Genomic DNA, 14,526 nt, shown 5'->3' on the forward strand with positions numbered 1-14,526 from the left:
TAATAAAATGACAAAATATAAGATGTAGGCTGGAAATTCATATTTTCCAGCCTTTTTTTGTTTTTATCTATTTTCTTAATGTATAGGGGTAGTGTGTGGAAACATGTAACTCAAGGTAGGGTTGAGTGTGTTGCGTGGTTAAGGTATTTTTAATAGGCTATGGAATAATAACCTTGAATTTCATCTTTATTGAATGGGTTGGATCATTGAATGTGCCTTCGATAACTGGTGGATGTGTTAAGAACTTATCAATGCTTTCTGCGAATGCTTGATCAGTATACGTTCTATTTGACATCATGCAGAATACAATCTCATCAGAATTTACAGAAATGATTTTTTGAATAAATGCTTTGATGAGATTGTTTGTTAGAATTTTAATACCATTTTTATTTTCTCTTAAGATATTGTTGATGGTTGCCAGTCGTTCTTTAGCTTCATGACCTTTAATGAATGAAGATTCCATTTGGCTTAACTCATTTTTAGCAATAATCAATCTATCATTTACTGCAGATAACTTTTTATTGAAAACATCTTGAGGGATTGGGTTTTTCAAATGAAGATCAATCAATGATTCAATTTCATTTTCTATTTCTATAATTAGCTCACGTTTTTCAATCAGTGCATCTTCAGCTGCACCAACCGAAATTGCCTTATTTGTAATACTAAACAGTAAATCAATAAAGGAAGTGTCTTGCATGAACAATGAATCGATTACATGCGCCGTTACTCGCTCGACAACGTCGTTTGTTAAGGCTTTGGCATCACAGTTGCCTTTGCCTTCTAAATAGCCCCCACACTGCAACATAACCTTCTGTGCAGAACTTCCGTAGTTCCAATAACGTCTTTTAAGAGATCTGCCACAATGTGCGCATACAACCATTGATGAAAGTGGGTATCGATTGTTATACTTGGTTGAATCTTTATTGGCACCTATCTTGCTATTGGCTCTATCCTTTATAATATGCTGTGCAAGTTCAAATGTCTTTCTATCAATGATTCCTTCATGATTATCTTTAGAGTAATATTTTGGTGCAATATCAATGTTTCTCACTTTTCGGTGAGATAGGAAATCAAGTGTAATAGTTTTTTGCTGTTCTAGATCTCCAACATACTTTTCATTCTTTAATATTTTGATAACCGATGCTTGTCGCCAAATGGTTTTATTAGCACCAGTTTTTAATCCTTTTTCCATCAGACGTTTACATATTTCTTGTGGTCCAATGCCTTTGGTATACATGCTAAAGATTAGTTTAACAGTTTCAGCCTCTTCAGGAACAATGACAAGATTGCCACCTTTTTTATCTTTGGTGTATCCTAGCAGTCTTGAATGATTTACAATTGGCACGCCATCTCTGAATCGTTTTCTAACGCTCCATTTTACATTTTCTGAAATTGATCTTGCTTCCTCCTGGGCGAATGTTGCAAGCATCGTTAGAATAACTTCTGTATTGTTATCAAAACTCCAAAGATTATCCTTTTCAAAAAAGACCTCAACAGCATAACTTTTAAGTTCTCTAATGTGTTGTAAACAGTCAACAGTGTTTCTTGCAAATCTTGAAATTGATTTTACTAGAATCAAATCAATCTTGCCATTTTTAGCATCTGATATCATTCTATTAAACTCAACTCTTCGTTTGGTATCAGTTCACATTATTGATCATTTAAAATTCATATATCCATATAATGCTAAAATCATTTTACTTGGGCATTCCAAAGGTGGTTTGGTAGGTGTAGAGTATGCAAGTAGGTATACAAATAAAGTTGCTGGATTAATTAGCATTGCAACACCATACAATTATCAAATTTTCTTAAATGGAATATCAGGTGATGGAACTTTGATGTGGCCGTGGAAAATGCTGGAAATTAGAGATCAGTGGAATCAATTGAACATTAAACCAAAAGCATTTGCACTTGCTTCAGGTGCATTCGTTGCACGCACAATTCCTGTATATTATATGGGACATCTATATAATCATCCTGTTGAATGGTCAGATCCTTATGTGGAATTAAGTCACGCAATGGCAAAAGGGTACAATAATATCAAAGCATATCAAATTGCATACCAAGGCAATATTGCGTATGAACATTCAGGAATGGTTGACCAACTGTTTACATACCATCGTGTATTAGCTTGTATCAATCAAATAGAATCAGAATAGATGTCGTCATGACATCTATTTTTATAGAGAGGGAAATAAGTATGCCATATAGAAAAAACATTGAAATAAAATTTATTAGAAATACACTATTTACTATTTTTAAAGATTATAATCAAACTAAAAAAAGAGAAGATAAAACAATAAATTCAGATCCTAATTCAAAAGCAGTTATGAAAATTATACAGCTCATAAAAGATCAAGTTTCAATAGAAATATTTATCAATAAAATAGTGAAGCTCATTCCTGGTTTTAATAAAGATAAGCACATTGATTATGATTTGCTGAATAAATTACCAAAGACTGATGTTTATCAAATATTTTCGTATATCATGTTAAAGAATGTATTTAAGGAATTTTCATTTATAGTTTCAAGCATGATTTTTAACAATTTATACTTCAAAGAAAAGGACAAACTGCTTATTTTATATAATGGATATCAAGAAAAAATATATGATTCAATGCAGTCGAAAGAATTATTTGAAACTGTGATTAAAGAAATAGAAAAGGCTCATGAGGGTTATTACAAAGAGACACAGTATAAAAAACTTGAAGAAATCGAAAAATGTATTAAAGAAATACCAGTATCGGAATTGCAAATGTTTAAAATAACAGATATATATGTTTATGGATCTTTTGCTAAGGGGACACAAAATAGTTACAGTGATGTAGACATATTAGTTGAGATGAACACAGACACATCGTATGATGTTATCAAGATACTTGTAAAAAATTTGTTTGTCAAATATTTAAATACAAAAATTGATGTAACAATTCATAAAAAAAATGAACCCATTAAAGGATTCATTAAGAATATACTAGAGTATGCAAAACATATAAAAAGTACTTAAACTATTTATTTCTTTTGGATTCAAAAAAATAATATACTACTAAAAGAAATGTCATAGATATGCCAGTTGCTAACGTTGTCCACCCATATCCCGATAGATTACCACCAGAAAGTCCATAATCAGCGTAAAATGCAAGAAATGATATTGCAATAATACCAATTGAAGTGAAATAGAATATTTGCTTTTTATAAAAGAGTTCCACAAAATATAGTATGATACCGATTAAATAGAGTGTATGAACAATCGGTTGATACATATTGATTGATAAAAGGGATATTAAAAAAGCTGATAAACAAATGAATGATGCTATATATAAATATACATTTTTTGATTTGTGCATAAGAATAGCTCCTTCCATGAATAATTATAGCATATATATACGTTGCTTAACAGTATATTATATATTTTTAATATATGCAATCTCTAGATTGATTTTCTCTAAAAATACTAGGAGACAATCATTTCTTTTTGTATGACAACTCAGAATTGTTAAATAAATAAACAAGAAGATGCAGCAAGTCGATGAAACAATCGATCTGCATCTTTTTTTGTTTACTTCCACTTATTATGCATAAACTGATTAATATCGATATGATAGTCATCTTCAATCAGTTTAACAAACTTTTCTCTTTTCTTTGGATTACCATCAACACTTGAAGCAACGATCGCTAAATAGATAAACTCATTTCTTTGATCAATCTCTCCTAAAGAATGATGACAGAGCGATGCATAGTAGTATAAGTAGTCAAGTGAATAGAATGTACCAATGGATTTACAGATTTTAATGCCGGTTTGACAATAGAAAAGAGCTTTCTTGAAATCTTCATGCATACCAAGCAGTTTAATGATTCTCACCAAAACCATGACAATCATTTTCTCATTACTGCCAGAGATTACTTGACTAGGGTTTTCAAGTATCTTTTCTATCCGTTTTAAAACAACCATCTGTTCATTTTTAGGCAACAGTGTGGCAAGCATACCCAAAATCATAAATTCATTTGAAGACAGTGTCTTGAGTTTTAGAATATTTGGATAATCAATGAGAATTTTCAACTTAAATAGAGCATCACTATCACTTAACTTCTTTTGAAACAGATCCTTTAGAATCAATACATAGCGATAAAGCAGTTTATTTCTATCCTCTAAAAAGAAGTCATCACTTAGGTCAGCAACTAATGCATCAAATGCTTCATAATCATAGTTAACAATGAAATTCATCAAACGAATCACCATTCTCCTCTCTTTATTCTTAGCGATATCTAATTCCTCTAAGATATAATCGTATTTTAAACCAAGACGATTAGATAAAGCAACCATCACAGGAAAAGGAATCGGTGGATGACCCTTTAAATAACGTTTATACTGTGAGATAGATACAATATCGAAAATGAAGCTTTCTTGACTAAAACCACGTTCATAACGTAGTCTTTCAAAATAGAACGCAAGCTCCTTATATAACATATATCCTCCTTAAATGACAGTCCATATGTGGACTGTTTTTACATGTTTAATACCTTTATGATAGAGCCAAACAAGGAAAGGAGGAAAGTATAAATGAAAAAGATACTCGCAGCGATGGTGTTAATGTTACTTGTAGTTTCTAGTTTTGGTTCTACTCAACCGACTGTTGTTGAAGAAGAAAAGGATCAAGCAGTGACTTTAGGTTTTGGTAATTCTGGTGAACCTGAATCGTTTGAAGATATTGGAATTATCTAAAAATGAACGCAAACCGTCAATGAAACCATTCGTTTTCAAAAAAAGTATTATTCAAAGAATAATAGAAAAAAAGTTTGCGTTTTTTGGGAACTCAAGTTGTCTTTATAAGTGTAGAGAGGAGATTTAAATCTTCAAACTGCATCAGGTGGGTAGACACATAAGGTTTCAATTCCCAGCATTCAATCAGGAGATAGTGTCAGACTTTAACGTCATAGCAAACAATTGATATGCGTTAAAGGGGGTGAATGTTAAAACTATCTATTTCATCTTATTTTTGAAGTATGAACAGGTGGGTGTGCCAAGGATTTATTCCTGACTTTCAATTGGATTTGGCACAAGGGGTGAAAGTCGAAAATCATTAGTGGATTTCATTATTAATTTTATGGAACAGTATGAATCAATGATCAACAAAGTGATCCAACAGTTTGGTAGTCTCAGTCAAGATATGAAAGAGGATATCAAACAAGAACTAAGAATGTACATTTTTCAGAATCAAGTGGATTTTGAATATGAAGCTTTAGAAGTCAATCCCTTTATGTTTATTGCATTAAAGCGGAAATTCATCAATCTACTCAAACATAGTAAATATCGAAAGTACCAATCCTTAAATGAGGTCACAGATGCGGGAGATGAATACATCGATCTCATATCTTCATCTGAGATGACTGAAGAGGACGTTTTAATTGATAAATCAATGATTTTAGATTATGTCAATAAACATCTAAAAAAGAAAGATAAGGATATTTTATTAGCTTATTTTTATCAAAACATGACCTATAAGGCAATAGGAAAAAAATATGGTGTTTCGGCAGACACCATGAGAAGAAGAATACAAAAAATACTAGATGAAATCAGAAGGCGGTGGCAATAAGTATGGAATCAATTAATGAAAAAGAAATAGATGAAGCAAAGCATGAAAAGCATACGTTTGAAAGTAAAAAAATTATGAGTCTTAACAAATTTTTCATGAAAAATGTGATGTGGGGTTTGTTTTCTTCGGTTTTACTGTTTGTAGTCAGTGTGTGCTTATTAATTTTCATCATTATGATAACCAATATGGATGAATCAGTCAAAATAACGATTATAACAATGGTAGCAACGTTTATTTTAACAACTAGCAAAGCCTTGATTGATAGATTAATTGAAGTGGTTGTTTATATCATGCGGTTACTTGGAGAAGAGCAACGTGGCTTAAACAAAAAAATTGGAATTGAGATCGATGAAGTCGAATTTGAAACTTTATCAGAAGAAGACAAGGAGGAATAACATATGTTACAGTTGAGAATTCCACCATAATCTTAAAAGTTGTTAACTTAGCAAAATAAAAACCAAAGGAGCAAGTTATGAGAAAAGTTAATGAAATAGAAAATATTACGGAATACAATCAAAAGATTGATGCAAGGTTTATCAGATATCTATCAGATGGTAAACCATTTTCGTATGAAGATACAAAGGATGAAAATAGTAGATTTCAAAGCTTGTTGAAGGCGTTTTTGGTGTTTAAAAAAGCGCCAATTACTGAGACATCACTTAATGATATGTATCAAGCATTGACAAGTAAAAATATAGTGATATCAGAGGCATTTATTGAAAAGACACTGAAGATTAAAACCATAAGCGAGATGATAACATGTTTTGTTGAAATCGTTCAATCTGAGTTGTTTTTAGATCAAACAGAAGAAATGGCCAAGCTTATTTTTAACTGCTTACTCATTAGTCAAGAATATTGTCCAGTTATCTTTTATCCTAGCATATCTAAGCAAATCATCAAAGCAATCATTGACGATGCAGAAGCGCATAGATTAGAGTTGTTGTTTTTTCATGCATACATGAATACAGTCAATAAACTTAATAGGAAGCAAAAAGTTAAAACTCAAGATGAGGTTATACAAATGATGCAAGCGCATCAAGAAATGCTTAAAGATCTATATGGCATTACATCAATAGGCTTATTTGGCTCATTTGCTAGAGGTGATCAGCATGCATACTCAGATATGGATATCTGGATTAAATCGGACAGACTCATCAGTTATAAAGATAAGTTTTTAATCAAAAGCTTGCTAGAAACGATGCTTGATGCTCATGTTGACTTAAACATTTGGACTAAAAATGTTGCAGAGACTGTCTTTCATGATAATTTAACGGTATTTTGAGATGAAAGATATGACGGAGAAAGTAGTTATCAATGACAAGTTGTTTTACCGGTTCATTGAATTTACCAGTAAACTTATTAAAGTTGATTTAGTGCATGAGACATTTAAACAAATCTGTCTAGATCAATATACTACACAAACTAAAGCTGAGCTAAGAGTGAAAAAGTTTGCTGATGCGTTTAGGTATTTGATTCACAACACAAGTTCTGATGTAACAAAAGAGTTAATAGAAACAACATATTTTATTTTAACAAGTAAAAAACTATCAAAAAAGATCAATCAGCAAATCTTAGAAAAGTATTATCAACGGTTAGATGATCACGCACAACAAAAGGCGTGTCAAATGCATCTTATGCTGATTGATTTAAAGATTAGTTCAAGAATTGAGTTTGCATTTTTAATAACAAACTACATATTGATTAAAAGAGGATTATATCCAATTATTGTGTATCCCAATGATAAAAAAATTTATATGGATGCGATTAATTTAAGAAAAACCAATCCCAATCAGTTTTATCTGTTTTTAGTTCAAGCAGAGCATTTTGTTAGGAAAACGCATGACCATAAGATTTTAGATATTTCAGAGCGAAAAACAAAAGAAGAAGTTATTGCAATCTTAAAAAGTGAAAGAAGTATTTTACAAAAAAAATATTATGTAAAACAACTCTATCTCTATGGATCATATGTTAAGGAAACAAATATTGCAACCAGTGATATTGATGTTTTAGTCATTTTAGATAGTCACATCATCAATTACGAAAAACAAGAAGTAATGAAAAAATTAAGAACATATTTATGCGAAATTATGGCTTATCGCATGGATGTTATGGAATTTAGCCATGCACTGACATCTCTTGAAATACACGAGATGACACATGTAATAACAATCATTTAAAAAATAAAAAAGGAGAAATAAAAAAATGATACAAAGACTTACAAATTTAAATGGATTATCCATTGTTACGAATTACTTGCATCCAAATCAACCAACAGTTGGCAATTATAACATTGAACTGATTGATTCAAGCAATCAATCAGAAGGTATACTTTTACTTAAGATTAGTGGGTTAAATTTCTCATATATTGACGAAATTGCCAAAATGAAACTTGTTTTACCAATAGCATACATGAGTGATGGCGTCAGATTCTTTGCAAGAGAAGTAACCGGAACTTATATTCCAAGTAGTGTGAACTGGAATTCTAAACCATCAGTAAATCTAAGTCAGATTGAAGCGGAACATTATGTGGAAATATTTGGTTCAGGTCAAGCATCTCCAAGTACTCAAGCAGCAATATTTGATTTAACCAATCTTGCTAGAAAATGGAAAAAGAGTGGAACAACGAACACAAGTATTGCAATTTATACAACAGCATCTTGGGGACATATCTACACACCGAGACACAGTCAAATTCTAAATATTAATGAAGTGTTAGTTGTTGAGAATGCCAGACAAACTGGTCTTGCGCCACATTTAAGTTTTACAGAACAAGAAGCTGGTTTTGCAGGTAAGGGATTTGTTAATAATTTCACTGGTAAACTACTAGCAGCATTTTCAGGTTTTAAAACAGAATCACAAAAAGCACCGATTTCTATTGGCGCATTTTACGCACAACTTCGACCAACTGGTATTTCACCACTTAGCCAAAAAGTTTCAATGCCATCAAATTGGCGTATGAGTTTTGATTTTGGTGTTTCAAGCACTAATAAACGCTTCACAGTGGTACATCCTGATGGTTCAGTACAGCACTATGATGAAGTTAGTCAATCACAAGCATCGCAATATGGTATTGAAACTGAAAAAGATAAAGTGTTTATTAATTTCTTTGACTTTTCTTATCTAGAAGAAGAAACAAACGATCTTGTAATTTTTGACAGACAAAAAAATCAAATGAAACTTGGCAAGACAGGACTTATCAAAGAATTAAAACAAGCCGATGGAACTACAATTACCTTTGTCAACAATGGTACAAAAATTACATCGATCAATGCAGACGGAAGAAATGTAACCATCACATATTCAGGAAACTATGTCAGTCGTATTGAATTTATTGAAGAAGCCAAAAGTCTATATTTTGAGCATGGTTCATATGGACCAACAAAGATTAAACTTCAAGATATTACTTATGTATCATCAAGTACGTCATCTGGTGGATCAGTTACGACTAAAGATTATATTGATCGATATGAAGCACGTTATCAATATAGTGGTTCAACACTTATTCGTCTAATTGATGTTAAATTGAATATCGCAATGAAGTTTGAACTTACCAATTCAAAAGTTATAAAAATCATCAATCAAGTATACTCACCAGAAACAAATGGCACGTTTGTAACAATGTTTTATGATTCAACCAGATTACACACGAAACTTCAAGATCATATGGGTAATATTACTTATCTATATCAAAACAACTATGGACAATGTATCCAAAAAATTGATGGTGATGGCAATGCAATTGCTATGGGGTATGGTAAGGTTTCAGAAGATGGTACACAACAAATGCTACAAGAAGCATCTGCAGTCGTATTTAACGTACGGAATCCTATTTTAAATCAAAGCTTTGATGAATCAGTAGAAGCTATTGGAACTAGTACTGTTGGATGGAAGACAGATGCACCTGCAACAGTGAAAGTTGTTGATGGTGGTGTGTATGGTGATAAATGTCTAAGAGTAAGAAAAACAACATCTGGACAAACAAAAGTATTCCAAAATGTGACACCTCAAACAGGTAATCAAAAACTAGTGTTTTTTGCTAAATCCAAAGATGCAGTAGGAATTGCAAAAGTAAATATAAAAATATATTACTCAATTAGACGGTTAGCATTACCAGGTGAAATTGGCATGATTGATGAAGCAGATGGGCAAGCATATGTTATTGTCGATGCAGATGCAATTATCAAAGATAGTATTAATGTAGTAGGAAATGAAAATTGGACAAGATTTGAAATCACCGGTTTAAATATTCCAAGTAATGCTACATCTACATCTATGGAGTTAAACATTTTATGTAATCATACTGAAGGTGAAGTCTATTTTGATGATTTCCAAATGGTAACACCACATCGAACATCATATAATCTTATCCAAAATGGTTACTTTGATGGTGAAGCTGGAGGCTTACCTACTGGTTGGGTTCCTTCAAACAACTACCATTATCAAGATAGATTGGTAGAATCATACATGACAGAACCATTTGATAAAATACTAGGTTCTAAAAACATGATGCTAGTAGGTGAAATCAATAAACTCAAAACACTGTCTAATCATTTGGTTATCAGTGGTGGTCCAGGTGAGGAATTCACCTTAGTTGCATGGGCAAAAGGATATAGTTTAGCAACAGATATTTTTAGAATTAAAGTTGCAATTGAATATCCTGGATTTGACAACGATGTATTAGAATTTGATTTTAGTAGAGAAACAACTAACTGGCAAATGCTACTTAGAAACATCACAACTGGTAAACCTTATACAGGAATTACAATTATCATTGAACACAATGGACCAAATACTGTTAATTTTGATGCAATTCAATTATATAAAGATGCCTCTGGTAAGCACTATAACTATGATGAAAAAGGTAATTTAATTGATCAAATGAATAGTGATAAAACGAAGTCATCTCTAGAATATGATGAGAATCATAAAGTCATAGCGACAATTGATCCATCAGGTGATACATATAAGTATACTTATGGTACAAACGATAAACTTACAGAAATTAATGATGCAAAAGGTAACAAGATTAATTTTGAATATGACAATAACGGAAATCGTAAAAAGTCTGAAATCACGTCAGAAGATGGTAAAGTCACATTCGAACAGACATTTAATGGCAATAATAAAATTGTATCTACCAAAGATGAATTAGGTAATACTTCTACGATTGCGTATGATTCTAAAGGACGTGTACACCAAGAAACAAATGCTAAAAGTGTTGTAAAAACAAGCAACTATGATGCATATAATAATCTTATTCAACTCATTCAAAGCGGTGAAGGGAAATCAGCCGCGCACACATATCAATATAATACAGATCAGTCATTAAAATCTATTACTACTGATAATGGTACAAAGTATGATTTTGTATATGATGTGTGGGGTAAGCTTAAACAAGTTAAGGTAAACAATCAAGTGTTTGCATCCTATGAGCATGGATTTGTAAAAAATGGTGTAGAAACTGATTTAATTACAAAACAAACATATGGTAGTGATACCAATGAATCATTTGATTTTACATACGATACAAAAGGTCGTTTACAACAAGTGAAGTTTAGAAATGTTGTTGTTGCAACCTATCACTACAATGATAAAGGACAAGTGTATCAAATTGATACAGATGCAGTAACAAAATACTTTAGTTATGACTTAAAAGGAAAACTCATTAAAGAGTCAGATTCTAGTGGTAAAGTAATTCGTTTTGATTACGATAATTTAGATCAGGTTCAAAAAGCAACCTTTGACATCAATGGTGCTGTTAGAAGCTATGATTTTGAATACACCAATGAGTTTAATCAATACAATAAAGAAGGATTAAGAACGAGAATTGCTAATGCTTTTGGAGATGACGTTGTAAAAGATTATTTCTCCTATACTGGTTTATTTGGTATGAGAACTGATTTGGTATCAAGTGCATACTTTGGAGATGATAACATCTTAAAAGACAAAGTGATTACACTAACTAAAAATTCCTCTAAAGTTGTTTATGATTTATCAACAGTTAACAATAAAAGAGAAACAGGTAATATTCATGGTGGATGGTTTGATAAGATCGATTGGCGTAACAGATTCTATTACAATAAATCCTTCTTTGGTTGGTTTAGACTAACAGGCTTATCAGATGAACGTATACTTTTCAGTGCTGGTAAAGATGGAACAGACTACTTCAAAGTACTGGTTAAAAAAGTAGGAAGTAATTATGTGTTCACACTAAAATATACAAAAACCAGTCCAAATAGTACGCATGGTACAATAACTATTCCTGCAGTAGATAAATGGATTTTTGTTGGGCTTGCAGTTAACAGAGCAGGTGGCAATACAGAGTTGGCATTTGCTGTTGAAGATCAATATAATAATAGTTTTAAGAATAACGTCGATGTAACCTATGAACTTAATAAACTGATAATTGGTGATAGGGGTCAATCATCAGGTGGAAGTAACGAACCAAATTCGACATATCAACCAAAAGTACACATGCTAACTGTTGGTGCATATAAACATCGTCAAAATACATTTAAGGTTTTATACAACCAAGGTGCTAAATATCTGACAAATGATGCTGGTATGACACCAAAAACTGGAGTTTCATTTGAAAATCCAGAACTATATGACGGACTTGACACAGTTACACTCAATGGTAGCTTCATATCAAAATATGGTGTTAAACCATTAAGTTATGCATACACAGATAAAAGTTATGCACTTGATAAGACAAGATTATTTGAGTATAGCAATAGTGATGGAAAGCATGTTTATGGTAGTTATGATGAATTGATGGGACTTTCTGATACAAAAGGTAAACTGGTATATGATTTTGATTTAAATACAAAAGGAACTTTAAGCGTTAGATTTAAACCAACAAGTACATCTTTAGAAAATAGAACCATTATCATGAATAAAAAAGATGGAACAAATCTATTCGGTGTCATTTTAAAGAATGATAATAAACTATACATGGTTCTAAACGGATCTGAATATTTAGTGAGAAATGCAGTAGTACCAACTGATGCATGGAAAACAGTTATCTTAACGTGGAACGGAACCGAGTTCAAGGTTTATGACGGTATGACAACATTAACTAAAACCGCAATTATTTCATTACAAGGTGCACAAACCATCATTGGATGTGATTTAGATGGATTTAACCCAATCGATCATTTGAATGGTCAACTTGAAATGTTAGCATATAAAGACGATGTGTTGGATGCAACCAGAATTAACAGATTATTCCAAAACAATCATATGATGTCTGTTAAAACGCATGTTGATGTATTAGGTAGAAGTAAAAAGGATGTCATTGATACAGGACTTGTTACATTAGAAAACACTTATGCATATAAATCCCCTGGTACTGGTAAAACCTCTTTACAAGTTGAAAGTATTACTAAGTATGACCAATCAGTCGTAACTTACTCGTATGATGTATTAGGAAATGTCACTTCAATGACAACACCAGATGGCACTTATGAATACAATTATGATTATCTAAACAGACTGGTAAGAGAGTACAATCCAGTTGATCAAAGAACATTGATTATGACATATAGTGGTAATAACAATATCCTATCAAAGAAGTATTATGCAGGAAATCAACCATTAAACGTAAGTGGTACACCTGTGGAATCATACGAATATACTTATGATAGTTCATGGAAAGATAAACTACTATCCATTGTTAAAAAAGAAAATGGTGTAGTTATCAATACAGAGAACTTTAGTTACAGCAGTAACTTTATCGGTAATCCATCACAAATAGGTAACAAAACATTAACTTGGAAGGGTACTAGTATAGTCGCTATTGATGGATCAAGCATTGAATATAGTTACAATAATCAAAATGTTAGAACAAGCAAAAAAGTTGATGGTATTATTACAGACTATGTTTTGAATGGATCGGACATCATATCTGAAACCTGTGCTGGAAACACAACCAGATACAATTATGACGAAAAGAATAGACTGGTAGGATTTGAATATCTTGGTAAACAGTACTTCTACATTAGGGATTTACATAGAATCATTACAGAAATAGTTGATGAGAACGGTCAAGTCATGGTATCATATAAATATGATGCATGGGGCAACATTATTGGAAAAATAATCAATAATTCTACGATTGATGATATTAATCATTTTGTATACAAAGGTTATTACCTTGATCAAGAAACAGGATGGTATTATTTAAAGAGTAGATACTATAATGCCAATGTTGCACGATTTATTAATTCAGATAACATGTTGCGAGTTAAACTTAAAAACACAATTGGTATGAATTTGTTCACATATTGTCGTAATAATCCAGTAAAGGATTATGATGCAAATGGTAACTGGGGATTCTTTGAATGGATTGAAGATCTATGGGAAGATACTAAAGATGCTGCTGAGGATGCATGGAATTGGACAAAAGATACCGCGACCGGAGCATGGAACTGGGTTACAGATAAAGCAAATGATGCATGGAATTGGACAAAAGATACCGCAACTGGAGCATGGAATTGGGTTACAGATAAAGCAACAGAGGGATGGAACTGGGTAACCAATACAGCAAACAATATTTGGAACTGGGTGGTTAACACCTCGGAAACTGTTTGGAACTGGGTATCTAATACAGCAAGTAGCGCATGGAATTGGATTACAAATACAGCGTTACCTGCAGTTGGAAGTTTCTTTGTTGATACTATATGGCAAAAAGGAATTGTTGATGGTCTATGGTATGGCGGATTAGTACCTGCATGGAACTGGATTTCAACAGATGATTTTAGAAGACTTAAAGCAATATTTGAACTTATTGCGGGTATTGGAGCAGTTTTAGGTGGTATTGCAGCACTAATAGCTCCAGAACCTACTGGATTAAGTAAAGTGGCAGGATGGGCTGCAATTGTTAGTGGAGTTGGACTAATAGGATTTGCTGTATATGAAATTTTTAGATAGG

Annotated in this window: 11 protein-coding genes; 8 read left to right on the top strand and 3 right to left on the bottom strand. The window is 32.1% G+C overall.

The genetic code is table 11. From position 1 onward, the window contains the following. Window positions 1–157: 157 nt before the first annotated feature. Window positions 158–1,612 (bottom strand): recombinase family protein, encoded by a 1,455-nt coding sequence (locus tag JV173_RS01770; protein ID WP_205734575.1) that lies wholly within the window; start codon window positions 1,610–1,612, stop codon window positions 158–160. Between JV173_RS01770 and JV173_RS01775 the strand changes: the two genes are divergently transcribed. Both JV173_RS01775 and JV173_RS01780 read left to right on the top strand, forming a co-directional pair. Further along, window positions 1,587–2,159: an alpha/beta fold hydrolase gene (locus JV173_RS01775; RefSeq protein WP_205734576.1), complete on the top strand. Its 573-nt coding sequence runs from the start codon at window positions 1,587–1,589 to the stop codon at window positions 2,157–2,159. The genes JV173_RS01770 and JV173_RS01775 overlap by 26 nt on opposite strands. A 41-nt stretch (window positions 2,160–2,200) precedes the next feature. After that, a complete protein-coding gene (locus JV173_RS01780; RefSeq protein ID WP_205734577.1) occupies window positions 2,201–3,007 on the top strand; it encodes a nucleotidyltransferase family protein in 807 nt (268 codons plus the stop codon). 1 nt (window position 3,008) lies between these two features. On the opposite strand, the gene JV173_RS01785 is transcribed toward JV173_RS01780, so the two are convergent. Together JV173_RS01785 and JV173_RS01790 are read right to left on the bottom strand one after the other, a co-directional pair. After that, entirely contained in the window at window positions 3,009–3,347 is a 339-nt protein-coding gene (locus JV173_RS01785; protein ID WP_205734578.1) for an NfeD family protein, read from the bottom strand. A 212-nt stretch (window positions 3,348–3,559) separates the two neighbouring features. Next, complete coding sequence (locus JV173_RS01790; protein ID WP_205734579.1) at window positions 3,560–4,468, bottom strand: hypothetical protein; 909 nt, start codon at window positions 4,466–4,468, stop codon at window positions 3,560–3,562. Between the two features lie 93 nt (window positions 4,469–4,561). On the opposite strand from JV173_RS01790, the gene JV173_RS01795 reads away from it, so the two are divergent. The 6 genes from JV173_RS01795 to JV173_RS01820 all read left to right on the top strand — a co-directional run bounded on the left by JV173_RS01795 (window position 4,562) and on the right by JV173_RS01820 (window position 14,525). Continuing rightward, on the top strand, window positions 4,562–4,723 hold the full coding sequence (locus tag JV173_RS01795) for a hypothetical protein (protein WP_205734580.1): 162 nt from the start codon (window positions 4,562–4,564) through the stop codon (window positions 4,721–4,723). A gap of 382 nt (window positions 4,724–5,105) precedes the next feature. Beyond that, window positions 5,106–5,594, top strand: a complete 489-nt coding sequence (locus JV173_RS01800) for a sigma-70 family RNA polymerase sigma factor (protein WP_205734581.1) — start codon at window positions 5,106–5,108, stop codon at window positions 5,592–5,594. A gap of 2 nt (window positions 5,595–5,596) precedes the next feature. Continuing rightward, on the top strand, window positions 5,597–5,989 hold the full coding sequence (locus JV173_RS01805) for a hypothetical protein (RefSeq protein WP_205734582.1): 393 nt from the start codon (window positions 5,597–5,599) through the stop codon (window positions 5,987–5,989). 77 nt (window positions 5,990–6,066) lie between these two features. Next, window positions 6,067–6,876 carry a nucleotidyltransferase family protein gene (locus tag JV173_RS01810; protein ID WP_205734583.1) on the top strand — a complete coding sequence of 270 codons (810 nt, stop codon included), beginning with the start codon at window positions 6,067–6,069 and terminating at the stop codon, window positions 6,874–6,876. A gap of 10 nt (window positions 6,877–6,886) precedes the next feature. Beyond that, complete coding sequence (locus tag JV173_RS01815; RefSeq protein ID WP_205734584.1) at window positions 6,887–7,771, top strand: nucleotidyltransferase family protein; 885 nt, start codon at window positions 6,887–6,889, stop codon at window positions 7,769–7,771. 25 nt (window positions 7,772–7,796) lie between these two features. Next, window positions 7,797–14,525: an RHS repeat-associated core domain-containing protein gene (locus JV173_RS01820; RefSeq protein ID WP_205734585.1), complete on the top strand. Its 6,729-nt coding sequence runs from the start codon at window positions 7,797–7,799 to the stop codon at window positions 14,523–14,525. Window position 14,526 lies beyond the last annotated feature (1 nt).

Source organism: Acholeplasma equirhinis (genome assembly GCF_017052655.1).
Classification (GTDB): Bacteria; Bacillota_I; Bacilli_A; order Acholeplasmatales; family Acholeplasmataceae; genus Acholeplasma; species Acholeplasma equirhinis.